This is a genomic window from Rhizobium pantanalense (assembly GCF_030182525.1).
Lineage (GTDB): Bacteria > Pseudomonadota > Alphaproteobacteria > Rhizobiales > Rhizobiaceae > Rhizobium.
On the sequence record NZ_JAQJCH010000003.1, the window covers coordinates 1 to 24,724 of the forward strand.

Consider the following 24,724-nt stretch of genomic DNA (forward strand, 5'->3'; position numbering starts at 1 on the left):
GGACTTCATGCTCGTGGCGATCGACCAGTAGGCAGCGTTGTCGGAAGCCTTGGAGATGCGCAGGCCGGAAGAAACGGCGTTCTGCGTGTCCTGCAGGTTGCTGCTGATGTTCTGCAGCGTCTGGAGGGCGGCCATTGCGGAATTGTTGGTGATAATGCTGGTCATAGGAGTGTCCCCTGGAAACTGGATACAAAAGGAGGACATACCGGACTGGAAATACCGGCGATGACGGAGCAGCTTCATGCCCCTCGATCCATTTTCCTAGAGGACCAAACCCGTCATGTCGCGAGAAAGTTCGCATCCATTGCTTGCCAATTTCTTAAATCTGGGACCGATGGGCACCGCCTCTCTGGAACGTGGCTAAGAATCCGTAAAGGCAATTTCGACCGGTGCTTCGGTTTCAGGCAAGCTCCGTGAGGGATCATGAAGCGAATCCATGATGCCGGCCCTCGCCCTTCGGCGGAAGCCAGTCAACATATCGCTCGGAGTTCTCGCTCGTGAATACGAAAAATGCCTTTGTGACAGCGTCCGGCTTCTACCAGAAGGGCCAATATACACGCGCACTCGAAACGCTGAACGAGCTGCTGAACGTCGACAGATCGCCCAAGACCTATGCGCTGCTCGCAAAGACGCTGCTGAAACTCGGCTTCCGATCGGATGCGGCGAGCGCCTACGAGCTGGCGGGCCGGCAAAAGCCGCAGCGCGACGACTATCTTCGGGAAGCTCTGCTGCTGCACGGCGATTGCGGCAACGACGATCAGGCTCTCGCGATCGGAAGCCTGATCCTGCCGCTGGCATTCAAGGATCCGGACCTTGCCTTCGTCCTCAGCCGCATCTTTCTCGCCCGTCAGCAAAAGGATTTGCTGACGGGTTTCAAGACGGTGCTCGTCGAAGGACCGGAACTCAAGCATCGCCAGATGGCCGCAAGGCTGCTAACCGACGATCTCTATGACGAAAGCAACCGGCACATCGTCACCACCCTGTTCAAGAAGCATCCCGACCATGTCATTTTCCGCGCGCTCTACCTGATCTTCGCGCGCGAGGTGTCCGATCTGGCCGCCGTCGAAAAACATATGGCCCCGGTCCTGGCATCGCTTGCACAGGGCAAGCTCGAGCATGTCATTCCGGACAATCCCTTCTTTCATCTCCATTGGTGCGGCGACGAGGCGCTTAACAAGCTTGCGGTCCACGACACCGATCCATTGCCGGCGGGCCATGCGGAAGCCCGCCGCAAGCTGCCGCACATATGGGGCGGCAAGATCCGCATCGGCTACCTCTCCTCCGATTTTTGGCCGGGACACGCGACGATGAAGCTGATGCAGCGCGTCCTCGAGCTGCACGACAAGGATCGGTTCGAAATCACCCTTTTCGACCACTCGGAGGCGGCTCACCAGAAAGAGGAGGCTTTCGACTATTCGGCACTGGGGACGACGGTCGACATTCGCGGCCTTTCCAACCAGGCTGCGGCAGAAGCGATCCGCGCCCGCGGAATCGACATTCTCGTCGATCTCAAGGGGCATACAAAGGGAAGCCGCGCTTTCATCCTCAACTACATGCCCGCTCCGATCCATGTCGCCTGGCTGGGCTTTCCCGGCACAACCGTCAACATCGACCTCGACTACATCATCGGCGACCATTACGTCCTGCCGGATCAGTCGAAGGCGCATTTTTACGAAAAGTATTGCCGCCTGCCCGAATGCTACCAGCCGAACGATCCGCTCAACCGCCCGAAGCCGCGGCCGACGACACGTGCGGAGCACGGGCTGCCCGAGGACGCTTTCGTCTACGCTTCCTTCAACGGCAACCGCAAGATCACGCCGCAGATGGTCGACGTATGGTGCAATATTCTCAAGCGCAGCAAGAACAGCGTGCTTTGGCTGCTGTGCAACGGCCCTCGGGCGGAGGCCAATATCTGGTCGCGCCTGGAAGCCCGCGGCGTCAACCGCAAGCGGGTCGTCTTTACCAGCCGCATTCGCTACGAGGACCATATCGACCGCCAGCAGCTTGCTGACCTCGGCCTCGATACCTTCCCCGTCAACGGCCATACGACGACCTCGGAACAGCTCTGGGGCGGCCTGCCGGTTCTCACCATCAAGGGCACCAATTTCGCTTCGCGCGTCAGCGAAAGCCTGCTGAATGCCATCGGCCTGTCGGAACTGGTGGCCGACGACGTCAAGGCCTATGAAGACATGGCGGTGCAGCTCGCCTGCCAGCCGGAGCAGATTGCCCAGTTCAAGGAAACGCTGACGGCCAATCGTTACATCAAGCCGCTCTTCGATGCTGAACGCTTCACGCGTCATCTGGAGACGGCCTTCGAGATGATGGCGGCGCGGGCCAAGCAGGGGCTTGCACCCGATCACATGGACATACCGGCACTGCCGGCGCGCATCGAACCCTTCATGGAAGACGACCGGAATTCGGCGGCAATCGCGGCCGAGTAAGTTTCAGTGATCATCGGGGCAAGAGCCCGGTGATCACCTTCCGCTCACAATATCAGTGGAAAGAGCGGACCAGGCTGCCGACCAGAAGGTTCCAGCCGTCGATCAGCACGAAAAAGAGAATCTTGAACGGCAGAGAGATCGAGGTCGGCGGCAGCATCATCATGCCCATCGCCATAACGATGGTCGAAACGATCAGGTCGATGACCAGAAACGGCAGGACCACAAGGAAACCGATTTCGAAGCCGCGGCGAATTTCGGAGATCATGAAGGCCGGGATCAGCACGCGATAATCGATCTTGTTGTCGACCACTGTCGTCTGGCCGCGTTCCTGTGCGAGGTCAACGAAAAGCTTCAGGTCCTTGTCGCGCGTGTTGTTGGACATGAAGGTGCGGAAGGGCTCGGCGATGCGCTGCACTGCGTCCGCTTCCGAAATCTGATTGGCCAGCAGCGGCTGCACGCCATCCTTCCAGGCCTGATCGAAGGTCGGCGACATGACGTAGAAGGTCATGAAAAGGGCGAGGCTCAGCAGGATCATGTTCGACGGCGTCGTCGCAAGGCCCATACCGGTGCGCAGGATCGAAAACGCGATGATGAAGCGCGGAAAGCTCGTCACCATGATCAGGATACCCGGCGCGATCGACAGGATCGTCAGAAGCCCGAAGGTACGGATGATCCAGGCGGCAACCGAGCCGTTGACCGGCGCGTTCAGCAGATCGGTGGGAAGCTGCTGCGACAATTGCTGCGCCGCCGCCAGCTCAGGCGACAATGCAGCAATGACGAATATGAACAGGGCAAGTGCTAATCGACTCATTCGATCACGAAAGTTCTGAAGATAACTTTCGATACCCGTCCTTCGGAGCGCAGGTCAACACGCTCCTGAATGTCATCCCGAAGATATTGCAGGCCACGGGCGCCTTCGATCTGCTGCAGGGAAACCGTGCGGATATAAGCCAAGATATCCTGATGGATCGCCTGGGCGAGCTGTGCGTCCGGTGGCCCCTTGAAAACCAGCGCAAGTTCCAGCCTGATCCAGCTCTGCGAGGGATAAGCGAGATTAGTGGTGATCGGATCGAGCGCAACGATGCCGCTTGCCTGGGCGGCTGCCGCAGCCTGCTTGCTGTCGCCGCCGGCCTTTGCAATCGCCTGCACGGCCGCGGTGGCCTCCTTGATCCGCGGCGCAACCATGGTTCCCAGCACCCAGCCGCCGCCGCCGCCGAGCACGGTCAGCACCAGTAGCCCGACGATCATCATGATCATCGGCGATCCCTTGCCCTTTGCCGTTTCGTCTGCGGCTGCTGCCATATTCCCTATCCGTCCACTGTCAAATCAGAGCGGCGAGAGCAGGTCGACGGCCTGCTGCCCCCTCGGCGGCTGCTGTATTTCCGTCAGGCGGCCACGGCCGCCATAGGAGATGCGCGCCTCGGCGATCTTGTCGTAGGAAATGGTATTCTCGGAGGTGACGTCCTGCGGCCGGACGATGCCGGCGACGTTGAGAATACGGATTTCCTGGTTCATGCGCACTTCCTGCGAACCGCTGATCATCAGGTTGCCGTTTTCGAGAATACCCGTTACGACAGCTGCGACCAGAAGGTTGATCTGCTCGGAGCGCTGCATCTTGCCCTTGCTGTCGGTGCTGGTGTCGGAGCCCGAGGTCGCGTCGGCATTGGTGCTTGGCTGCCAGCCGAAGATCTTGGCGGTGATATTCCAGTTCATATCGCTCTTGTTCGTGCGATTGCGATTGGTCTCGTTATCCCAATTCGCCTTGTCATTGATCTGGATCGTAACAGTCAGGATGTCGCCGACATTGAGTGCACGCGCATCCTTGAAGAGGGCGGCCTGCGAATCATTCCAGAGCGAATAGCCCTGCGCGACCTGATGGGGCCGCTTCGGATACTGCGACATCTGCGGCGTCTGCGCATATTGCAGGCCGCTGCCGATCGGACTCATGGCAGGCGCCCTGCCGATTTCCTTGAGGGCCTGCGACTGGCAACCGGCGAGGAAGACGACGATTGCACAGGCGGCCGTAAGACGCGTGTTCATGAGGGGTCCTTCGACTTCGATGTATTCGGGTCGGATGCGCTAGCGATGATATTGGTGATCATGGCCGCCTTCTTCGCATCCATTTCCGCCAGGATCAGGCTCGACTGGCGCGCAGAAAGCTTCATGATGATGGCTGCGGCGGTTACGGTCCTGACATCGTTGAGGCTTGCCGCTGCGGCATCCGGCTTCATGTTCTTGTAGATATCGACCAGGCCGAGATCGGCCGTCTTGAGGAAATCGTCGCGCTTTTTCAGCCAATCCTCATATTCGGCCTTGCGCTTGTCCATGGTGGCAATGCGCTGATCGACATCCGCCTGCAGCTTTTCCAGTTCCTGCTTTTGCAGCAGATAGCGCTGGTCTCGGGCGGGATCGGCGATATTGGTGCAGAACTGGCGGATCTCGTCCTGGCTCGAAGCTGGATCGGCGACCGGCTTCGGGGCCTCTTGCGCCGCGGCCGTCGTCAACGACAACAGCGCGGCGAGGCTGCCGGTGATCAGCATTTTTCTGGTAATGGCGGTCAATATCATTGCAATACGAGCTCCGCTTGCAGGGCGCCGGCCGACTTGATGCCTTGCAGGATGGCGATGATGCCGTCCGGCTTGACGCCGATATTGTTGAGGCCGGAGACCAGCGTCTTCAGGTCAGGCCCTTCCAGAACGGCCACGCGGCCGCCGCTCTTGGTGGCAGTGATATCGGTCTGATCCTGGATCGCCGTCTGGCCGTCCGAGAAAGGTTCCGGCTGAATCACCTGCGGGTTCTCGCTGACCTGCACGGTCAGCGTTCCATAGCTGACGGCGACCGGCGAGACGCGAACATCGGCACCGATGACGATCGTTCCGGTGCGCTCGTTGATGACGACCTTGGCCGGCGTATCCGTCTGGACGTTGAGATTTTCGATGTCGGCCATCAGCCGCGTCAGATCCGCCATCTTCGGCTTGGCGATCGTCACCTCCTGCGAATCCTTGGCTTCCGCGATCGGCGCACCGAAACGCGAGGTCGCCCAGGTATTGACCGTATCGGCGATGCGGATCGAGGTGGAGAAGTCCGGATTGCGCAGTTGCAGGACCAGGTTAACGGAATCCTTGAAGCGCGACGGCAGTTCGCGCTCAATGATGGCGCCGCCGGGCACGCGGCCAGCCGTCGTGACACCTTCGGTCACTGTGGCGGCGGCGCCCTGCGCCTGGAAACCGGATACGATGACCGAACCCTGTGCCACGGCATAGATCTGCCCGTCGGCGCCGCTCAGAGAAGTCATGATCAGCGTGCCGCCGCGCAGCGACGTCGCATCGCCGAGCGAGCTGACGGTCACGTCGATGCGACTGCCCGGGCTTGCAAAGGGCGGCAGGTTCGCCGTCACCATGACGGCGGCGGTATTCTTGGCGGCGGACTGCCCACCTTGCGTCGAGATGCCGAGGTTCTGCAGCATCGCGCGCATGGACTGTTCAGTGAACGGCGACGAACGCAGACCGTCGCCGGTCCCCTGGAGACCGACGATCAGGCCGTAGCCGATCAGCTGGTTGTCGCGGCCGGATTGCAGCGACGCAATATCCTTGATGCGCGATTGCATCGCGAGAGCCGGATCGGCCGCGATCAGGCTCGGCAATGCGAACAGGATTGCGAGTAGTTGACGAAGCCGTTTCATTTCGCGACCACGCGGATCGTACCGTTTTGAAGGACCGTGCCGTTGACGATGATGCCGGAGTCCATGTTGCGGGCGCGGACGTTATCGCCGACGGCGCCATCATCCAGCGGCGTGCCGGCCGCCGTGATCGTCATGGTGCCCATGCTCATCACCAAACGGACATTGGAGCCGCGCGTTACCGCATAGGGCTGGCGCAGCGCGGAGATGGAGATCGTGCGGCCGGGAAGAAGCGTGCGCTTCGACACCAGACCGGTGACCTCGCGGAGCCGCTTGGCATAGTCGCCGCTGAGGTTTGGATTGGTGACCTCGACCTCTTCGAGCTGGCCGCTGCTGATGATATCGCCCGGATAGATCGTCTCGGTCGGCACCACGGCGGTTCCGAGGCTGGAGCCGTCGGCACTCATTGCGCCGGCCGGCGCAGCCGACGCGAATACGACGGAGAGGCTCGCTGCGGCGAACCATGCCATTGCCAAGCTTTTCATCCGGCGAAACCTCATGTTCGGCCCGTCCCTCTTGCTACTTCAGGTTCTTGCTGACGATCTGCGCCATTTCGTCGGCCGTCGTGATGACCTTCGAATTCATCTCGTAGGCACGTTGCGCAGTGATCAGATCGGTGATTTCCTTGACCGGATCGACATTCGACGATTCCAGATAGTTTTGTTTCAGATAGGCAAAGCCGTTCTGGTTCGGATCGGAGACGACGGGATCGCCGGAGGCAGGCGTCTGCGTGAAGAGATTGCTGCCCATCGGCTGCAGGCCGGCTTCATTGACGAAATTGGCGATCTGCAGCTGGCCGAGTACAGTCGGCGTGGTCGCCGTGCCGATGATCGCCGACACCTGGCCGGATTGGCTGATGGTGAGGCTGCTGGCATTGTTCGGGATCGTGATGCCCGGCTCCAATACGTTGCCATCGGGGGTGACGATCTGGCCGGTGTCGCTCTTGTTGAAAGAGCCCGCGCGAGTATATGCGGTCGTGCCGTCGGGCATCTGGATCTGGAACCAGCCACGACCGACGAGGGCTACGTCGAGCTCGTTCTGGGTTTGCGACAGCTCGCCCTGGACCTGGATGTTGCGCACGGCTACGGTCTGAACGCCGAGGCCGATGTTGGCGCCTTCCGGCACAACTGCCTGGTTCGGCCTGTTGGCGATACCCTTGGCGCGCTCGGTCTGGTAGAGAAGGTCGGAAAACTCGGCGCGCGAGCGCTTGTAACCCGTCGTATTGATGTTCGCGATGTTGTTCGCGATCACTTCGAGATTGGTCTGCTGGGCGTCCATGCCCGTCGCGGCAATTGCGAGCGCTCTCATGCTTTCGTCCTTCGAGCCAGGGCGGGACCTTCGAAACCGCGAAGCGGCCTGCGAACAACTCACGCCAAATCAATTAATTAGAGCGGGAAATCCCGCGCTAGATCTGCATCTTCGTAATATCGAGGAACGCCGAGACCACCTTGTCGCGCAGTGCGATCGCGGTCTGCAGGGTCTGATCGGCCTGCATGACCTTATCGACGACTTCGCGGGTACTCATCGTGCCCTTGATGCCGGCGAAGGAGGCGTTTTCGGCGTCCTTCAGCGAGTTGATGGAATCCTTCGCGACATTCGACATGACCGACGCGAAGCTCATTCCGGCATCCACGCCTGCTGCAACGGCCGGCGAGGCATTCAGGGCGCTGGAAGCGGTGGAGGTCAGATCCGTGGCGATGCTGCCGAGGCCGCGGGTCGCCGAAAGAGAGGCTACATTCTTAACCGAGTCGATCATTGGTTCTTCAGCAGATCAATAGTGGAGGAAATGAGATCACGGGCCTGTCTGACCGTCTGCAGATTGGCCTCGTAGGAACGATTGGCCTCCCGCATATCGGCCATCTCGACGAGAATGTTGACGTTGGGCATCTTGACGTAGCCCTTCTGGTCGGCCGCCGGATTACTGGGATCGTATTCTTCGACGAATTTGCCGGTGTCCTCGCCGAGCTTCTTGACGCCGACCGTGGTGACGCCGTTGGCGCGATCCATCTCGGCGCCGAACGTCACGGTCTTGCGCCGATAGGGATCGGCACCCGGCGTGTCGCCCGTCGAACGGGCGTTGGCGATATTTTCGGAGACAATGCGCAGACGAGTCGATTGAGCCTCCAGGCCGGAGCCCGCAATCTTCAATGCGGCTGATAAAGGGTCCATGACATCTTCACTTCATCTATTGTTTTACGGTCATCAACATCATGCGATGAAAGGAGCCGACGAGAGCGGTGTTCAAGCTATACTGGCGCTTGATTTCACCGGCCTTGGCGAGCTCGTCTTCCAGGCCAACGGTGTTACCCGACTCCTGGACACCAATTTCCTGATTGAGCGGCGCCTCCTCCACGTTGACGTTGCCGCTCGTGCTGAATTCGCTGCCCGAAAGATGCGCGGGATTGGTCCGGACCATACCGACGTTCTGGTTGTCCAGAACGGCCTGGAATGGCGTGACATCCTTGGCATGAAACTTCGGCGTATTGGCATTGGCGATATTGCCGGCAACAACCTGCTGACGTACCTGGAGCCACTCGGCTTGCCGCGAGGCCAGGTCAAAGAGCTGAATGGGTTGCATGGGCTTCTCTCCGTTCTTACACTGTGAATCTAGCGGGATAATCTTGCGTGGGACTTGCGAGAAATGCGTTCCTGTAAAGTCTTCGAAGTGCCTGAAATCCAGGCGATTCCGGTTTTCCTCAATTGTTGCGGTAGACATCGCCCGCCGAGGTGACGATGACCCATTTTCCCTCTCGCTGTTCGATCGAGGCCAACCGGCTGTTGTCGGGCAAAACCGATCCGACGCGCACGACATACATGCCGGTGTCGTCCTCAATCAGCGCGCGGCCATTGGCGACGTGCAGCAGCTGGAAGGCGGACTTGCCGGGGAACGGCTGCTGATCGGCCGGCGGCCCCTTGTCGTCCTCACGGCCGGCATTGCTGACCGTCGCCGTCGTCAGCGGATCGGGAATCAAATCCTTCGGCTCGGAGGGGTTCTTGTTGACCATGGCGAGCGGCGACACGCTGACGATGGTGCGGCCAGGCCAGTTCGGAAGATCGCGGGTGCGATCGCCTTCGGCCACCTGAATGCCGAACTTGTCCGGGTTCAGGAAGACGTACCAGGGGAAGAAGGCAGAGGCACCGGCAAGCGCCAGTCCCGTAAAGGCCAGAGCCTTGTCCGTAACGGTTCGCCGTCTCGCCGATTTCGGCGGGGCGACCGGTTCGTCAGCGTCGGATTCTTTCACTTCTGGTCCCTTTTTAGGCATGACATTCGGCGATATCCGGCAGACTGCGGACAAGGAAAAATCGAGGTAGTGCTGTGCCCAACCATCACTTGGCTCTGGCGGGGACACCGCTCGAAGCGTTTCTGAGAGCCGTCGCAAGATCGGTGAAGGCATCAGCCGACGGCTCTTCACCGGGCGTCTGCTTCAGTATGTCGTAGATAATCGGCACCTGACGCACGGCGATGTCGAGATCGGCGTCGCTGCCCTGGCGATAGCCGCCGATCAGGCGCAGATCGCGCGTTTCCTCGTAGCGGTGCACCAGCGCCTTCAGGCGCGACACCAGCTTTTCCTGGTCGGAAGTCCAGGCCTTGCGGGCAAGACGCGATACGGATGCCAATGGATCGATCGGCGGATAGCGCCCTTCTTCGGCAAGGCTGCGCTGCAGGACGATGTGACCGTCCAGAATGCCACGGGTGGAATCTGCGATCGGATCGTTGTGGTTGTCGCCATCGACGAGGATGGAGATGATCGCGGTGATGGTGCCGGTACCTTCCGGTCCGGGGCCTGCCCGCTCGAGAAGGCGCGGCAATTCGGTGAAGACGGAAGCCGGATATCCGCGTGCGATCGGCGGCTCGCCGGAAGCAGTCGCCACTTCGCGGATGGCATGGGCGAAACGGGTGACGCTATCGACGATCAGGAGAACGTTGTCGCCCTTGTCGCGGAAATGTTCGGCGATTGTGATGGCCGAAAGCGGCGCCATCTTGCGCAGCATCGGGCTCTCGTCGCTGGTCGCAACGACAGCGACAGACTTCTGCATGTGGGAACCGAGCGTGTCCTCGATGAATTCACGCACTTCGCGTCCGCGTTCGCCGACGAGCGCAATCACCACCTTGTCAAAGGCTTCGGCCCTCGCCAACATCGACAGCAGCGTCGACTTGCCGACGCCGGAGCCGGCAAAGATGCCGAGGCGCTGTCCCAGGCAGAGCGGCGAGAAGATATCGATGGCACGCACGCCGGTCTTGAAGCCGGTTTCGACGCGCTTTCGCGTCATCGACGGCGGGGCCGTGTTGGAGATGGAGCGTGCTTCGAGACCCGCGGTCAGCGGCCCCAGCCCATCGATCGGCTCGCCGAGCGAGTTGATCGTGCGGCCGCACCAGCTGTCATCGGGCGCGATACGAAATGCGCCCTTGCGAATGATGGTATCCTGGATGCCGATCGGCTCGCCGGGCTCGATCGGACAGACATAGGTGAGATCCGGTTCGACACGAACGACCTCGCCGAGGTGGATGCCCGTCTGCGACCGATGCGCAACGAAATCACCGAGACGCACCTGCCTGGAAAGGCCGGCAACCGTATAGTGTCCGGCAGCGATGGTGCGCACATGGCCTCCATGGGCCACGGCATTCTCCGCCATCGCATATTGACCCGTCAGAAGGGCCATATGCGAAAGCTTCGGCGACATTGCGCCCTCCGGCAACCGATCCTCGACCATGACAAGCCCTCTTTACTGGCTGCCGCCGAGGGTCTTGATGGCGTCGGTGAGCGTGCCTTCACTGCTGCTGGTGAGCGTGCTGATATTGTCGAAGGCGCGGCTGACCTCGATCAGATTGGTCATTTCCCGCATGCCGTTGACGTTGGAATTTTCGAGATAGCCCTGGGCGATGCCGATGTTCGAGCGGTCGATGACAGCCTGTGGCGTATCGGTCGGCAGGATACCGCTGTTTTCATAGCGCAGGAAGCCCTTGCTGACATCGGCGCTATAGAGACCGATCTGGCCCATGCTGCGGCCATTCTGCATGATGGTCCCGTTCGACGCGACGCTCGGCGGACCGCCGGCGGGGTCGAGCTGGATCGGCGCACCGCCAGGATCGAGGACCGGGAAGCCGCGCGTGGAAACCAGCGCGCCGCTTTCGGTCATGGTGAAGCGGCCGTCGCGCGTCAGCACCAGGCCGGCCGGCGTGTTCATGCCGAAATAGGCATCGCCCTTGACGGCGAAATCAAAGAGATTGCCGGTGTTCTGAAGTTCGCCATTGTCGGTGGAGAGATAGTCGTTGCCTTGCGAAACGAAGGCGACCTTGGCGTTGAGCTTGTTTTGCGTATTGCTGAGGACCTGATCGAACTTGACCTCGGTACCACGGAAGCCCGTCGTATTCACGTTGGCCAAATTGTCGGCGATCGTCGTCAGACGCCGCTCGAGCGCCATCTGGGACGACAGCGCGACATAAATACCAGACTGCATTTTCAACGCCCTCCGGACATTGGAGAATAACGGGAAAGGAAACGCCGCCGGCGCTCCTACATTTCGTTAGCGGGGCATGGATGCCCTTACCCGCCATCCTGAAGGGCTTGGCTTGTGCGAAGCTGACAAGGCAAAAAGGACGTTCAGAGGCCCATCGAACAGCCTCACGCAAGGCAGGTCCCCTAGTTCATCGTATGAAGCAACGTTCAGGTGTGGACCGACGATGAATATTATTATCGGATTTGTAGTGACCTGCGGCTGCATCATAGGCAGCTTCATGGCTATGGGCGGAGACGTAGGCGCGCTGTTCCAGCCCTTCGAATTTGTCATTATCGCAGGCGCCGGTCTCGGCGGCTTCATCATGGCCAATCCGATGAAGGTGGTGAAGGATTCGGGCAAGGCGCTCGGAGAAGCCTTCAGCCACAAGGTGCCGAAGGAGCGCGACTATCTCGACACGCTCGGTGTACTTTATGCCCTGATGCGCGACCTGCGCACCAAGTCGCGCAACGAGATCGAAGCCCATATCGACAACCCGGATGAATCGACGATCTTCAAGGCCGCTCCGACGGTTCTGAAGAACAAGGATCTGACGGCCTTCATCTGCGACTATGTCCGCCTCATCATCATCGGCAACGCCCGCTCGCACGAGATCGAGGCGCTGATGGACGAAGAGCTCGAGACGATGCAGCACGATAAGATGAAGCCTTATCACGCGATCACGATCATGGGCGATTCCTTCCCTGCGATCGGTATCGTCGCCGCCGTTCTCGGCGTCATCAAGGCCATGAGCCACATCAACGAATCACCCGAAGTGCTCGGTCATCTCATCGGTTCGGCGCTGGTCGGCACCTTCCTCGGCATCATCCTGTCCTATTCGGTCTGCGCGCCGCTGGTCTCCCAGATCAAGGTGGTACGCAACAAGCAGCATCGCCTCTACGTCATCGTGAAGCAGACGCTGCTCGCCTACATGAACGGATCGGTGCCGCAGGTGGCACTCGAATACGGCCGCAAGACCATCTCCTCCTACGAGCGTCCTTCAATCGACGCCGTCGAGCAGGAAATGATGAACCCCGGCGGTGAAAGCAAGGCAGCCTAACGATCATGAGCCAGCAATCCGCGCACAGGGCACAGACGATGGACCGCACCCTTTTTGCCAAGCTCACAGGCAATCTCGGCGATCAGGCGACGCTTGCGAAACTCGGCACCGCCTTCGCCCAGGTTTATGCCGAATTCCTGCCCGACATCATCAAGAGCGAGACGGGCCTGGATATCAACATCGCCTATGCCGGCTGTCAGTCCGGCTCGATGAACGAGCTGATCGCCGGGCTTGGAGGCAGCCACGCCCTGGTCAACGGTTCGCTGCGCAACTGGGCGCCGAATTTCATCCTCGGCTGCGGCGCCGGCTTCATCATGACGCTGATGGAGCATATGCTGGGCGCGCGCGCCGAAGATATGGAAGCGCCGGTCGCACGACCGCTTTCAGTGATCGAACTCGATCTTTCCGTCATGGTCTTCGAAAAGATCGCCAAAGTGCTTCGCTCGGCAGTGAATGCAGCCGGCGGCTTCGAGCCCTACCTCGACCCGCCCTACAATATCGAGGACCGGCCGGCGGCCATCGGCGATGGAGGCAATGACTTCGCCGCCGCAATCGCGATGACGATCTCGCTCGGCAAATCGCTGTCCCAGATCATCATCATCGTGCCGCAGCGCGATCTGCTGCGCACTGTCGTCAGTGCCCCGCGCGCCAAGAATCCGACCGCCGCTTCCCAGGCATGGTCGGAGCAGCTCAGCGAGCAGGTCCGCCGCTCGCAGGTGACGCTTGAGGCGCGAATTCGGCTCGAATCGCTGACGCTCGACACCATTTCCAAGCTTGCGGTCGGCGATATCATTCCCTTCATGGATACGGGCGATGTCCGCGTCGAAGTCAGCGCCAACAGCAAAGACCTTTACATCTGCGAATTCGGCCGCTCTGGCGAAAATTATACGGTGCGCGTCAAGGACAACGTCAATTCCGACGACGAGCTTCTCAGACACTTGATGAATTGATCGGCTGGCGCGTGATCCCGCACACGGCAGCTTGAGGCAAGTTTCAACTGGAATAGTGATTTCATGGCTACGAAGACGACACAGCAAAGCAGCGAGGAATCGCTGGACATTTCAAACAGCGACGCCGCCCTGGACGAGGCCATCGATGGCCTGCGCGGCGTCCTGAAAAAAGATAATGAAGGTGGTCTGCCTGATTTCGAGGCCGACGCATTCGGCGCGCAAACAGGCACGGATCTCTCCACCTTCGGCGATTTCGGCGACGACAATTCCGCTCCAGCCTTCGATGACGGCGAGTTCGGCGGCGTTTCCGCGGCACCGGCTGCTCCCGGCAGCGCGCTCACCGCCAATATGGACCTGATCATGGATATCCCGATCGATGTCCAGATCGTGCTCGGCAGCAGCCGCATGCCGGTGTCCGGCCTGATGAACCTGGCCGAGGGCGCAATCATCGCACTTGACAAGAAGATCGGCGAACCCGTCGAAATTACCGTGAACGGCCGCAAGATCGGCCGGGGCGAGATTACCGTTCTGGAACATGACGACACCAGATTCGGCATCAAGCTCACTGAAATTTATAACGCGAAGAAAAGCTGAACCCGGCTCAGGATGAGCCCACTCCCCCTTGCGGGACGGAGACGAAGACCATGATGGACTTTGACGATTTCAGCGGCGCAATCGCCGAGAAACCGTTGACTCAGACTGAAAAGGCAGCCGCCGTTCTTCTCGCCATGGGAAAACAGGTGGCAGGACGGCTGCTGAAATACTTCACGCAGAACGAGTTGCAGATGATTATCGCCTCGGCGCAATCATTGCGGCTCATTCCGCCGGACGAACTGGCGCAGCTCGTGGCGGAATTCGAAGACCTCTTCACCGAAGGCGCCGGCCTCATGGATAACGCCAAGGCCATCGAGAGTATTCTCGAAGAGGGCCTGACACCGGATGAGGTCGACAGCCTGCTTGGCCGCCGCACGGCCTTCCAAGCCTATGAGACGTCCATTTGGGATCGCCTGGGCGAGGCCGATCCGGTCTTCGTCGCCAAGTTCTTCCTGCGCGAGCATCCGCAGACGATCGCCTATGTGCTCTCCATGATGCCTTCGGCCTTCGGCGCGAAGATCCTGCTGCAGCTCCCCGAAGCCCAGCGCGCCGATATCATGAACCGTACGGTCAATATCAAGGACGTCAGCCCCAAAGCTGCCCAGATCATCGAGAACCGCGTTCTCGGGCTGATGGCCGAGATCGACGCCGAACGCAACGCGTCCGGCTCCACGAAGGTTGCCGATCTGATGAACGAACTCGACAAGCCCGTGGTCGATACGCTGCTGAGCTCGCTGGAATCGATCAACAAGGAATCGGTCGAGAAGGTTCGCCCGAAGATCTTCCTCTTCGACGATCTCACCCGTATGCCGCAGCCGAGCCGCGTCCTGCTGCTCAACGACATCGCCGCCGACATCCTGACGATGGCGCTGCGGGGATCGGGCAACGAGATTCGCGAGATCGTGCTGTCCTCGATCAGCCCACGTCAGCGCCGCATGATCGAATCCGACCTGCAGATGGGTAATGCCGGCATCAATCCGCGCGAAATCGCGATCGCCCGGCGTGCCATCGCCCAGGAAGCCATTCGTCTGGCCAATTCTGGCCAGATCGAACTCAAGGCCAAGGAAAATACGCCTGTGGAAGAAGCCGCATAAGCGCGGCGCGACTCAGCCAAAACATCGTAAACAGATGATCTGAGGGCCGCGCATGATGCGCGGCCTCTTTCCGTTTCGCAAAGGGCGGCTGCTTTGGCTGACGAAGACAAGGACAGTAAAACAGAAAAACCGACGGAGAAAAAACTCCGCGATACGATCGAGAAGGGCAATGTCCCTCACTCCAGGGAGGCGACGCTCTTTGCTTCCATGCTCGCGACCGTCATCTACGTCACCTTCTTTCTGCCCGAGCGCATGGGCCGCATGGGCGAGGTTCTACGCGATCTCTTCGAAAAGCCGGATCAATGGCAGCTGGAGACAGGCCCAGACGCCATCTCGCTGTTTACGCGCATAGGCTGGGAAGTCGGCAACATGGTGCTGCCGGCGGTCGTGCTCTTCTTCGTCTTCGGGATCGGCGCCTCGATCTTCCAGAACCTGCCCACCCCCATTCTCGAACGAATCAGGCCACAGTTTTCGCGCATATCGCCGGCGAAAGGTTTCACGCGCATCTTCAGCGCGACCGGCATGGTGGAATTCGGCAAATCCCTCGCAAAAATCGTGCTGGTCAGCATCGTCATGTTTTTCGTGCTGCGCAGCCAGTACTTCCATGCGATGGATTCGCTGGTGTCCGACCCGCAGACCATCTTCGTGCGTCTGTCGACGATCGTTCAGCGCATCCTGATCATCGTGCTGATGGCGACCGTCGTCGTCGGCGTTGCCGACCTGTTGTGGAGCCGGCACCACTGGTTTGACCAATTGAAGATGACGAAGCAGGAGGTCAAGGACGAGCACAAGCAGTCGCAGGGCGACCCGATCGTCAAGTCTCGCCAGCGCTCGATCGCGCGCGACCGCGCCCGCCGCCGCATGATGAAACAGGTGCCGCGCGCCACTCTCGTCATCGCCAACCCGACTCACTTCGCCGTTGCGCTGCGCTATGTGCGCGAGGAAAACGACGCCCCTGTCGTCGTCGCCAAAGGCCAGGACCTGATTGCTCTGAAAATCAGGGAGATAGCCGAGGCCAACAATATTCCCGTTTTCGAAGACCCGCCGCTCGCGCGCTCCATGTTTGCGCAAGTCTCGGTTGATAGCGTCATACCGTCAGTATTTTACAAGGCTGTCGCAGAACTCATCCATCGGATCTATGCCGCGCAGTCGAATAGAAAACGGGTACGATAAACCAAATGAAAAAATGCCCCTACTCTGCCCAGCGTGAACAAATACTAGCCGAAGCCATCAGCCCGGTCGCAAGCGAGCTGCGCCTCCTCGATGCCGCCGATCTGATCTCGCTGCTGCGCTTCGAACGATATGGCAACCTCGCTGACCTCGTCGCCTCGGCCGCCGAGCTCTATTTTCTTCCCGGCACGGTCAATTTCGGGCTCGGCGGCGACTACAAGCTCGATTGGGGCGGGCCGGCGGAAGTCACGCTCGATCTGGAGATCAAGCCGCGGGGCGTCACCATCTATGCCAAGCTTTCGCTGGCGGAGCACCATGCGGGCATCGAGATCAACCACATTGCCTTCGACAAGGCCTCCGTCGATCCCGACGAGAACACGGCGCTCCTCGCCCGCAGCCTAAGGGACGCGCGTTACGTCGTCCGCGGCGAGGCCGCACACGCATTCTGAGGAAGTCCTTTTTCAAAAATCGGCAAAGTGACTCGCGAGAGCGGCGTGCATCCGGCAAAAACCGGACCGCCGCTCTATTCATTTGTTCGGTAACGTGTCGCAGGTGATTTCGTCTTGCGGCAGTGCCCCAAGGCGCCGCTATCTCAGCTTATGTAGCCGAAGCGGATCGCCTTCGCGATGGCCTGGATGCGGTTGACGCTGTCGAGCTTGATCGTCGCCGATCCGAGATAAGCGTTGACGGTATGCACCGACAATCCCAGCTTCTCGGCAATCTCCTCGCTGATGCGCCCGTCGCCGGCGAGCTGCAGGCAGGCGATTTCGCGCTCGCTCAGCGCTTCAGCCGCCTGTGAGCGGCGCTCATCCAGCGACAGGAGCTGCATCATGATCTGACAGCTGCGGCCGTGCAGCTCGACGATCATATCGCTCGAGAGATCCATGAACTTGGCCGTGAAGACGGTGTAGCCGTTGCCGACGGCACCGAGCCGCACAGGAAAGGCGGCGCCGGCAAAAGGCAGGAGATGCGGCTTCAGGCGCTGCGTGAAGACGGCAAAATCCGGCGTCTCTGCGGTGCTGTCGCTGTCGCGCCCGTTCCACATCAGCGGCAGCAGCGATTTGTCGATATGCTCGATCAGCGCTTCGCCATAGGCCTCCACAAAGGATTTGCCGACGACGGAGTTGGCCGAGCCCCAATTATCGAGTTCGCATACCAGGCGCTGCTTATGCGGCAGGCCGGAGCCGTGCAGGCGATAAACGGCAAAATGCTGTGCGTCGATCAGCTTTTGCATCGACACCAGCTTCGGGAACAGATCGGAGCGGCCGGAGATCCGCCCGGAACGGGTAAGCCGTGATTCGCCCGGCATATCCGTGGTCCTGTCTGGCTGATAGCGCATCCGGTCGGCCCTTAAACGAGATTATTGCGCACTGCAAAGGCGATAGCCTCCGAGCGGGTCTTAGTGGCGGTCTTGCGCATGACGCTGGTGATATAGTTGTTGATGGTATTGCGCGAGATCCCGAGGATCATCGCGATCTCATCGCTCGTCTTGCCTTCGGCGATCCAGAACAGGCATTCCAGCTCGCGCTCGGTCAGATCGAAATCGCGCTCCAGCTTGCCCTCGAAGCAACGTGTGGAACTGGCGAGATAGCCGGCCAGGAGGCCGACATCCCTCAACCGCTCGGGCAGAAGCACCGCCGCTTCGCTCGCCAGCAACAGCAGGGAGAAGCGGGTGCGACCGACATTGAACGTCAAGGCATGATATTGCCGGCCCACACCGTCAGGCAGCGAGACATCATCGGGGAGCAGCGCCAGGCTTGGCTGAAACAGCGCCATGCACTTTTCCAGCTCGCCGATGCGGCCATAACCACTTGTCAGCTCCGTCGCCAGGCGCCGGACGAGATCGAAGGGCCAATCGGAGGAAATCACGAAGTCGAGGCCGCTTTCCTGGATAAGATCGGACCTGACAAGAAGATAATGGGAGGCGCCGGCGTAGCTCGCCAAGGCGTGAAGGCCGGCTTGAAGATAGGCAGGGCCTGAAACGGCATTCAGCTGCAGAATGAGCTGCTCGCGCGACATGGCTCCGGCGGACGCGATCGATCGCGCATCCCTATCGCCTTTGCTCATCTGCGATATCTGCATGTCCATACTTGCATTTCCTGCCGCTGTTGGACGATCGGCCGTCAACGAGAGCATTGTTCCGTCAGAACCCAATCCCTTCACCTCAGAGAACCGACAGCGAATCTCGACGAGGCATCGAAGCCGGATCTTTCTCTACCGCGACCAAAACACTTCCGGCGGATACGGATGGATGGGCACATGTCTCATCCCTGAATTCGACACCCGCAATCGCACCCGCGCGCATTGCCGCAAGCACGATCTACGAATCATGAGCTAATTTCCCGCTCCGGAATCTACAAACTTAAAACATGCGAAACGCGGAATACGATGGTCGATTCGCTCGGAATACACAGTTGTTACGCAATAGATACAGTATTTGTAAGTCGATTCTTTATACCCAGCAACCGTATATCCATTGAAATTCCATCTTACGAACACGTCAATTCGTCTAGCCGCGACTAATTGATCACAGGTGGTATCGACAATGATGCAAGTTCAAATGTCATCCGCTGGATAGAAAAAGGACCGGGAATTTCCCGGTCCTTTTGTCAGGCAGCCTGGTCCACGGCCCATTTCCTGAGGATCTTTGCAGCGCGTTCTTCGCTGATTTCCACCATACGGGACAGGCGGCGCTCCGGCCCTTCCTTGACGCGGCGGTTGAACGTGCCGCCATCGTCGCCCATCGTCAGCAGGTCGTCGGTGCTGTCGAAGCCGAAGTCCGAGCCGAAGCCGTCCATCAGGGCGGCGCCGGGACCGCCAACCGCCGGCGCGAAATCCGGCAGTTCCAGGCCCGCTGCTTCCGGAAGCGCCGTGCTGTTGGACGAGCCGCCGAGCGAGCGGATCAGCGGACGGAAGCCCATCCAGACGATCAGGAAGGCGACCGCGACGAAGGCCAGCGAGTTGATGATGCCGGCCATGTTGCGGCTCAACATATCGGTAATGCTGAAGCTGGAGGATGTGTCTTCAAGCAGCTGGTTGTCGAGGAAGTCCATGGCATTGACGGTGACGATGTCGCCGCGGGCCGGATCGACACCCGCTGCCGTTGCGACGATCTTCTGCATTTCCGCAATATAGGCGTCGATCTTGGCCTGATCGGCACCCTGGCCGACCATTTGCGCGATGCGGCCCTTGTTGACCACCACGGCGACGGACAGCTTTTCGATCTTGTAGCTGGTACGGGTCGTGGCCGTCGTCTTGCTGTTGATTTCGTAGTTGGTCTGCTCCTCGCGCTTGTCAGACTGATCGTTCGACGTCGGCGTGTTGCCGCCGGACTGCGGAGCCGCCTGCGGAATATTCTGCTCCACGGTCGCGGCGCTGTCGGGCTGGCTCTGCTGCGACTTCTGCGCTTCCTTCACCGTGCGGACGGAGCGTTCGACCTTCGAGTCCGGATCGTAGGTGGTTTCCTGCACCTGCTGGCTGTCGGTATTCAGCTGTGCCGTCACGCTGGAGCGGAAATTATCCATGCCGAGGAAGGGCGCCAAGGCCTTGTCGATATTGGATTCGACTTCGCTCTGCACGTTCTGCACGATGCCGAGATTGCGGCTGAGAGCGCCGTTGCCGGGATCGTCGCCCGATGCGAGCAACTGGCCTGTGGAGTCGAGGATCGTCACATCATCGACCTCCAGACCGGGAACGGCCGACGCGACGAGGTGGCGGATAGCCGAAGCCGATTTGCGGGCAGCTTCCGCACTCGCGCGGATCATGACGGATGCCGTCGGCTTCTGATCCGCCTTTCGGAAATTGCCGACATCCTGCATGACGATGTGGACGCGGGCAGCGCTTATGCCGGCGATCGAGGTGATGGTGCGGCTGATTTCGCCCTCGAGAGCACGGACGCGGGTGACTTCCTGCATGAAGGAGGTCAGACCGAGCGAACCGACATTGTCGAAGAGCTCATAGCCGGCCTTGCCGCTGGTGGGCAGGCCGCGTTCAGCAAGAAGCGCGCGGGCCTTGCCGGTCATGCCCGCCGGAACAGTCAGGCTGGAGCCATCCGTACCGACCTGGAAATTGATCTTGGCTTCCGCGAGCGCGATGCTGATCTGGTTGAGATCCGTCGCATCCAGGCCGACATACAGTGTCTCCTGTGCGGGCTTATTGACATAGAGGGCTGCAAAAAGGATCAGCAGCATGGACACCGCGCCCACGCCCCCCAGGATCATCAGCCGCGTTCTCCCGAGATTCTGAAGATTCCGAAGCAAGGGAACTAATTGATTTAACAGATTCATTCTGTTCTCGCATGATTCGTCAAAGACCTGATGGCTTTGTGCTATGCGGCGAAAATAGAAATTGAAACTTGTGCGAACGTTTCGTCCGGCCAGAAGAGCCCAGGAAAAAGCCGGGAAGAAATGCAGGAGATTACATAAGAAAAACAGTATCTATTGCTGACGACGCAGTCAGAAGAAATCGAAATCGCCGGCAGCCTTCGCCATGGGTTGGGCCACGGGTTGGGTCATGGTCTGCGAATGCGTGTGAAAACCGCCGCCGCCGAGCGCCTTTTGCATCTCCGTCAGCTTGACCAGGCTCAGCGCCGTCGCGAGATCCACCGTCCAGCCCTCGGGCATGGTGCCGGCAATGGTATCGATGAATTCGGCGATGCCGCGTGTCTTCTGCACGGCAAGATCGATACCCTGCACCACCTTCATGGCCTCCGGCGAGGCCAGTATGTTGGCGTCGCTGATATCGAGCAGCTGAGGCTCGATGCGTTCGATCAGATAGGCGACGTCGTGCAATTCGGAAACGATGCGCAAGAGGATAGCCGGAAGCGTCTCCTCGATGGCGGCCGTCTCAACGCGCTGGAAGGGGGTCATGCGCTTGCCTCGTTGATCAGAAAAATTCGATCGTGTTGTCGACCGGCTTCGGAGCAATGACCGGGCGCTGCTCCAGCGCCACGGTCTTCTGCGTCTCGGCGCCGGTCAGCGGATATTGCCTGGCCCTTCCGGAGATTGGCCAATATTCGATCTTGCGCCCGTGTTCGCCGCCCGTGCTGGAGCTGACGACCGGGATGCCTTCGTCTTTCAGAAATTGCATGGCAAAGACCGCGTTCTGCTCGCCGACATTGGAGAAGGTCGCGATCGTTTTGGCGCCGCCGAAAACTTTCGCCTCCAGCCGGTCACGCCTCGCGCCCTTCTTCAGGAGGCCGTTGATCAGGAGTTCCATCAGGTGCACGCCGTAACGCGTCGCATCGCCACCGCTCATCGGCGAGTTCGCCATTCCCGGAAGGAGGAAATGGTTCATCCCGCCAACGCCGGCGATGGGATCGCGCAGGCAAGCCGCCACGCAAGAGCCGAGAATGGTCGTCAGTACCACTTCGGGATCGCTGATGACCTTGTACTCGCCCTGAATAATATGCACGCGGCGGGCAGCACCCTCGACGATCATTTTAGAGCTCCGAAGACGGCCTCGATGGCAGCTTTCATCTTTTCGATGGTGAAGGGCTTGGCGAGCACGTTGTTGGCACCGAGCTGCGCCGCCTTCTGAACCAGCGCGCGATCGCCCTGCGCCGTCAGGATGATGAAGGCCGCCTTCTTGGTCGTCGGGTTGGTGCGCACCGCCTGCAGGAGGCCGAGCCCGTCCATCTTCGGCATGTTGAAATCGGAGATGACGAGATGATGCGGCTGCTGCTGCATGATCTTCATCCCCTGCTCGCCGTCGCCGGCAGCCGTGATCTGCTTGAATCCGAGCTGCGTCAGCGCATCGCTCAGCAGCAGGCGGCTGGTGACCTGATCGTCAACGATCAGAACTTTGATTTTCTCCGCTAGAGACATTATTCGCTCCCTTCCTTTCGGGCGGCTGTGGCTTTCAAAATTTCCTCGCCAATGGCGTTCAGCGGAAACTGCTGTTCGACTGCGCCAAGCTCGTGGGCGACCCTCGGCATCCCATAGACCACGCAGGTCTTCTCGTTCTGGCCGATGGTACGCGCGCCGGCGTGGCGCATCTTGAGGAGACCGGCGGCGCCGTCGCGCCCCATACCGGTCAGGATCACGCCGACGGCATTGCGGCCGGCCAGTTCGGCAACCGAATCAAAGAGCACGTCGACGGAAGGGCGATGGCCGTTCACCGGCCCGCCGTCCACCAGACGGCAATGGGGTGCCGCGGCATTGGCGACCCTAAGGTGCCTTTCGCCGCCCGGCGCCAGATAGATCTTGCCGATTTCCAGCCGCGCACCATCGGTCGCCTCCTGAACGACCGGGGCGCAAAGGCGGTTCAGGCGCTCGGCGAAGCTGCGCGTAAAGGTCGGCGGCATATGCTGCGTGATAACGGTCGGCGGGCAATTGGCCGGGAACTTCTGCAAGACATTGATCAGCGCCTCGACGCCGCCGGTGGAGGAACCGATCGCGACGATCTTGCGGCCCACACGGAAATCCGCGACGGCCGGCGGCGGCACGCGCTGAGCGGCTGGCTTCACATATTGCCGTTGAGAGCGGGCAGCCGCCTTTACCTTATCCGCCAGATCGCCGAAGGGATGTGGCTCGCCAGGCGAAGGCTTTCCGACACAGTCGAACGCACCGATCTCGAGGGCGGCAAGCGTCGCGTCGGCGCCGCGATGCGTCATCGTGGAAACCATGATGACGGGCATGGGCCTGAGCGTCATGATCTTTTCCAGGAATTCGAGGCCGTTCATGTTCGGCATCTCGATATCGAGGGTGACGACATCCGGATTGAGCGCCTTGATGGCGGCGCGCGCTTCCATCGCATCGCCGGCTTGGCCGATGACATCGACCTCTGGATCGGCACGCAGGACGGCGGTGATCAGGCCGCGCATCGTCGGGGAGTCATCGACCACGAGAACACGAGCAGGAGAATTCATGGCTTCCTCCCCGCGGTCTTGCCGAGATAGCGATAGGTGGTGATGCCAATATTGTCGAAGACGTGCTTGGCCTCACCGGCGACCCGCTCGGAATGGCCAATATAGAGATGGCCGGCATCCTGCAGCTGGCCGGCAAAGCGCGTCCAGATCTTCGTCTGCGTCGGCTCGTCGAAATAGATGACGACGTTGCGGCAGAAGATGACGTCGAACAGGCCCTTGAAGGGCCATTGCCCGAGCAGGTTCAGCTCGTTGAAGGTGATCAGCCGCTTGACGCGATCGTCGATCTGGAATTTGCGGCGGCCCTGGACATTGACTTCCTGGAACCACTGCTTGCGCATGGCCGGAGAAACCGTTTCGAGCGAAGATTCGTCATAGGCGCCAGCGCGGGCAAGCCCGAGGATCTTAGGGTCGATATCCGTTGCCAGGATCTTGAAATCGAAGTCAGCGACATTCGGCATCAAGGCAAGCACCGTCAGCGCGATCGAGTAAGGCTCCTGCCCGTCGGAACAGGCGGCCGACCAGATGCGGACCCGGCCGCCAGCCTTGGCACGCGCTAGGAGACCCGGCAGAACCTCGTCGCGCAGATGATCGAAGTGATGGTTTTCGCGGAAGAAGCGGGTGAAATTGGTCGTCAGATGCGACAGCATCTCGCGACGCGCCGCACTTCCCGCCGGCGAAGACACCAGCTGACAGTAATCGCGGAAGCCGGACAAGCCCAGCGCGCGGATATGCTTCGACAGCCTGGAATAGACGAGTGACGCCTTGCTCTCATTGAGAGAAATGCCGGCATCCGCATAAATCATGGCGGCGATTTCCGAGAGATCGCGGCGCGTCAGCGGATATTCGCCGCTCGCCAGCACCTCGTCCGGAGACGCCTTGAAATCCATTGCTCCCATCACGCTCATGCAGCCTCGCTTTCGCTTTCGGGGAACAGGGCTTCCAGTTCGATCAGGCAGATCATGCGGCGGTCGATCGCCACGATGCCGCGGGCAAACTGCCGCTCGTGATCAGAGGAGACTTCCGGCGTCGGCTGGATGCTGTCGTCGGTGATCGTCAGAATGTCCGATACGGCGTCAACAAGAAGACCGACCACCTTGCGCTTCACTTGCGCAACGATGATCACATGCCGCGCCGTCGGCTCCGCCTGCTTCATGCCGAGCCGCGCGGAGAGATCGATGATCGGCAGCACGGCCCCGCGCAGGTTGATGACGCCGAGCATGTAACCGGGCGCATGCGGCATGGCCGTTGCCGGGGTCCAGCCGCGGATTTCACGAACCGACATGATGTCGACGCAGAATTCCTGGTCGCCGATCCGGAAGGCGATCAGCTCGCGATTGCCCTGGCTCAGGTTCTTGACGGCATAGGACATCAA

Annotated in this window: 30 protein-coding genes; 7 read left to right on the top strand and 23 right to left on the bottom strand. The window is 60.2% G+C overall.

Annotated elements, in window-relative coordinates; translation table 11 throughout:
- The coding region (locus tag PH558_RS09310; protein WP_483314140.1) for a flagellin N-terminal helical domain-containing protein at positions 1 to 165 on the bottom strand (165 nt) is incomplete at its 3' end.
- A gap of 332 nt (positions 166 to 497) precedes the next feature.
- Between PH558_RS09310 and PH558_RS09315 the strand changes: the two genes are divergently transcribed.
- Positions 498 to 2,441: an O-linked N-acetylglucosamine transferase, SPINDLY family protein gene (locus tag PH558_RS09315; RefSeq protein ID WP_285203821.1), complete on the top strand. Its 1,944-nt coding sequence runs from the start codon at positions 498 to 500 to the stop codon at positions 2,439 to 2,441.
- A 52-nt stretch (positions 2,442 to 2,493) separates the two neighbouring features.
- Here PH558_RS09315 and fliP read toward each other — a convergent pair whose 3' ends face one another.
- From fliP to flgF, 13 genes are all read right to left on the bottom strand, one after another.
- Positions 2,494 to 3,252 (bottom strand): flagellar type III secretion system pore protein FliP, encoded by a 759-nt coding sequence (gene fliP / locus PH558_RS09320; protein ID WP_162738091.1) that lies wholly within the window; start codon positions 3,250 to 3,252, stop codon positions 2,494 to 2,496.
- Complete coding sequence (locus PH558_RS09325; protein ID WP_095433948.1) at positions 3,249 to 3,743, bottom strand: flagellar basal body-associated FliL family protein; 495 nt, start codon at positions 3,741 to 3,743, stop codon at positions 3,249 to 3,251. The genes fliP and PH558_RS09325 overlap by 4 nt, the downstream gene beginning before the upstream one ends.
- Positions 3,744 to 3,767: 24 nt before the next feature.
- Positions 3,768 to 4,481: a flagellar basal body L-ring protein FlgH gene (gene flgH, locus PH558_RS09330; RefSeq protein WP_092709116.1), complete on the bottom strand. Its 714-nt coding sequence runs from the start codon at positions 4,479 to 4,481 to the stop codon at positions 3,768 to 3,770.
- Positions 4,478 to 5,008, bottom strand: coding sequence for a MotE family protein (locus PH558_RS09335; RefSeq protein ID WP_095433947.1), 531 nt, complete (start codon positions 5,006 to 5,008; stop codon positions 4,478 to 4,480). The genes flgH and PH558_RS09335 overlap by 4 nt, the downstream gene beginning before the upstream one ends.
- A complete protein-coding gene (locus tag PH558_RS09340; protein WP_069611314.1) occupies positions 5,005 to 6,123 on the bottom strand; it encodes a flagellar basal body P-ring protein FlgI in 1,119 nt (372 codons plus the stop codon). Before PH558_RS09340 ends, PH558_RS09335 begins: the two co-directional genes overlap by 4 nt.
- The gene (gene flgA, locus PH558_RS09345) at positions 6,120 to 6,605 is read right to left on the bottom strand and encodes a flagellar basal body P-ring formation chaperone FlgA (RefSeq protein WP_371865506.1); all 486 of its coding nucleotides are present in this window, start codon (positions 6,603 to 6,605) and stop codon (positions 6,120 to 6,122) included. The genes PH558_RS09340 and flgA overlap by 4 nt, the downstream gene beginning before the upstream one ends.
- Before the next feature lie 34 nt (positions 6,606 to 6,639).
- On the bottom strand, positions 6,640 to 7,428 hold the full coding sequence (gene flgG / locus PH558_RS09350; RefSeq protein WP_092709105.1) for a flagellar basal-body rod protein FlgG: 789 nt from the start codon (positions 7,426 to 7,428) through the stop codon (positions 6,640 to 6,642).
- A gap of 97 nt (positions 7,429 to 7,525) precedes the next feature.
- Positions 7,526 to 7,876: a flagellar hook-basal body complex protein FliE gene (fliE, locus tag PH558_RS09355; protein ID WP_095433946.1), complete on the bottom strand. Its 351-nt coding sequence runs from the start codon at positions 7,874 to 7,876 to the stop codon at positions 7,526 to 7,528.
- Positions 7,873 to 8,289, bottom strand: a complete 417-nt coding sequence (gene flgC / locus PH558_RS09360; RefSeq protein WP_069611310.1) for a flagellar basal body rod protein FlgC — start codon at positions 8,287 to 8,289, stop codon at positions 7,873 to 7,875. The genes fliE and flgC overlap by 4 nt, the downstream gene beginning before the upstream one ends.
- Positions 8,290 to 8,305: 16 nt before the next feature.
- Positions 8,306 to 8,698, bottom strand: coding sequence for a flagellar basal body rod protein FlgB (gene flgB / locus PH558_RS09365; RefSeq protein WP_069611309.1), 393 nt, complete (start codon positions 8,696 to 8,698; stop codon positions 8,306 to 8,308).
- Between the two features lie 118 nt (positions 8,699 to 8,816).
- Positions 8,817 to 9,362 (bottom strand): flagellar protein, encoded by a 546-nt coding sequence (locus PH558_RS09370; protein ID WP_285203824.1) that lies wholly within the window; start codon positions 9,360 to 9,362, stop codon positions 8,817 to 8,819.
- Between the two features lie 85 nt (positions 9,363 to 9,447).
- Positions 9,448 to 10,833, bottom strand: coding sequence for a flagellar protein export ATPase FliI (gene fliI / locus PH558_RS09375; RefSeq protein WP_095433944.1), 1,386 nt, complete (start codon positions 10,831 to 10,833; stop codon positions 9,448 to 9,450).
- Positions 10,834 to 10,845: 12 nt separating this feature from the next.
- Complete coding sequence (gene flgF / locus PH558_RS09380; RefSeq protein ID WP_069611306.1) at positions 10,846 to 11,580, bottom strand: flagellar basal-body rod protein FlgF; 735 nt, start codon at positions 11,578 to 11,580, stop codon at positions 10,846 to 10,848.
- A 223-nt stretch (positions 11,581 to 11,803) separates the two neighbouring features.
- On the opposite strand from flgF, the gene motA reads away from it, so the two are divergent.
- From motA to PH558_RS09410, 6 genes are all read left to right on the top strand, one after another.
- The gene (gene motA, locus PH558_RS09385; protein WP_095433943.1) at positions 11,804 to 12,676 is read left to right on the top strand and encodes a flagellar motor stator protein MotA; all 873 of its coding nucleotides are present in this window, start codon (positions 11,804 to 11,806) and stop codon (positions 12,674 to 12,676) included.
- A gap of 2 nt (positions 12,677 to 12,678) precedes the next feature.
- On the top strand, positions 12,679 to 13,626 hold the full coding sequence (locus PH558_RS09390; protein ID WP_446740078.1) for a FliM/FliN family flagellar motor switch protein: 948 nt from the start codon (positions 12,679 to 12,681) through the stop codon (positions 13,624 to 13,626).
- Between the two features lie 63 nt (positions 13,627 to 13,689).
- Positions 13,690 to 14,220: a flagellar motor switch protein FliN gene (gene fliN / locus PH558_RS09395; RefSeq protein WP_095433941.1), complete on the top strand. Its 531-nt coding sequence runs from the start codon at positions 13,690 to 13,692 to the stop codon at positions 14,218 to 14,220.
- Between the two features lie 50 nt (positions 14,221 to 14,270).
- Positions 14,271 to 15,314, top strand: coding sequence for a flagellar motor switch protein FliG (gene fliG / locus PH558_RS09400; protein ID WP_095433940.1), 1,044 nt, complete (start codon positions 14,271 to 14,273; stop codon positions 15,312 to 15,314).
- 93 nt (positions 15,315 to 15,407) lie between these two features.
- Positions 15,408 to 16,487: a flagellar biosynthesis protein FlhB gene (gene flhB / locus PH558_RS09405; RefSeq protein ID WP_285203830.1), complete on the top strand. Its 1,080-nt coding sequence runs from the start codon at positions 15,408 to 15,410 to the stop codon at positions 16,485 to 16,487.
- A gap of 5 nt (positions 16,488 to 16,492) precedes the next feature.
- Positions 16,493 to 16,933: a hypothetical protein gene (locus PH558_RS09410; protein ID WP_092709076.1), complete on the top strand. Its 441-nt coding sequence runs from the start codon at positions 16,493 to 16,495 to the stop codon at positions 16,931 to 16,933.
- A gap of 143 nt (positions 16,934 to 17,076) precedes the next feature.
- Here PH558_RS09410 and visR read toward each other — a convergent pair whose 3' ends face one another.
- The 9 genes from visR to PH558_RS09455 form a co-directional block, all read right to left on the bottom strand.
- A complete protein-coding gene (visR, locus tag PH558_RS09415) occupies positions 17,077 to 17,823 on the bottom strand; it encodes a transcriptional regulator VisR (RefSeq protein ID WP_168192542.1) in 747 nt (248 codons plus the stop codon).
- Between the two features lie 11 nt (positions 17,824 to 17,834).
- Entirely contained in the window at positions 17,835 to 18,572 is a 738-nt protein-coding gene (gene visN / locus PH558_RS09420; protein WP_113332073.1) for a transcriptional regulator VisN, read from the bottom strand.
- A gap of 521 nt (positions 18,573 to 19,093) precedes the next feature.
- Entirely contained in the window at positions 19,094 to 20,770 is a 1,677-nt protein-coding gene (fliF, locus tag PH558_RS09425) for a flagellar basal-body MS-ring/collar protein FliF (protein ID WP_095433936.1), read from the bottom strand.
- Between the two features lie 168 nt (positions 20,771 to 20,938).
- Positions 20,939 to 21,352, bottom strand: a complete 414-nt coding sequence (locus PH558_RS09430; RefSeq protein ID WP_095433935.1) for a hypothetical protein — start codon at positions 21,350 to 21,352, stop codon at positions 20,939 to 20,941.
- 16 nt (positions 21,353 to 21,368) lie between these two features.
- Positions 21,369 to 21,923, bottom strand: coding sequence for a chemoreceptor glutamine deamidase CheD (gene cheD / locus PH558_RS09435; protein WP_095433934.1), 555 nt, complete (start codon positions 21,921 to 21,923; stop codon positions 21,369 to 21,371).
- Positions 21,920 to 22,309, bottom strand: coding sequence for a response regulator (locus PH558_RS09440; RefSeq protein WP_095433933.1), 390 nt, complete (start codon positions 22,307 to 22,309; stop codon positions 21,920 to 21,922). The genes cheD and PH558_RS09440 overlap by 4 nt, the downstream gene beginning before the upstream one ends.
- Positions 22,309 to 23,352 (bottom strand): protein-glutamate O-methylesterase CheB, encoded by a 1,044-nt coding sequence (cheB, locus tag PH558_RS09445; RefSeq protein ID WP_095433932.1) that lies wholly within the window; start codon positions 23,350 to 23,352, stop codon positions 22,309 to 22,311. Before cheB ends, PH558_RS09440 begins: the two co-directional genes overlap by 1 nt.
- Positions 23,349 to 24,257, bottom strand: a complete 909-nt coding sequence (gene cheR / locus PH558_RS09450; protein ID WP_069611293.1) for a protein-glutamate O-methyltransferase CheR — start codon at positions 24,255 to 24,257, stop codon at positions 23,349 to 23,351. Before cheR ends, cheB begins: the two co-directional genes overlap by 4 nt.
- Positions 24,254 to 24,721 carry a chemotaxis protein CheW gene (locus PH558_RS09455; protein ID WP_095433931.1) on the bottom strand — a complete coding sequence of 156 codons (468 nt, stop codon included), beginning with the start codon at positions 24,719 to 24,721 and terminating at the stop codon, positions 24,254 to 24,256. Before PH558_RS09455 ends, cheR begins: the two co-directional genes overlap by 4 nt.
- Between the last annotated feature and the right edge of the window lie 3 nt (positions 24,722 to 24,724).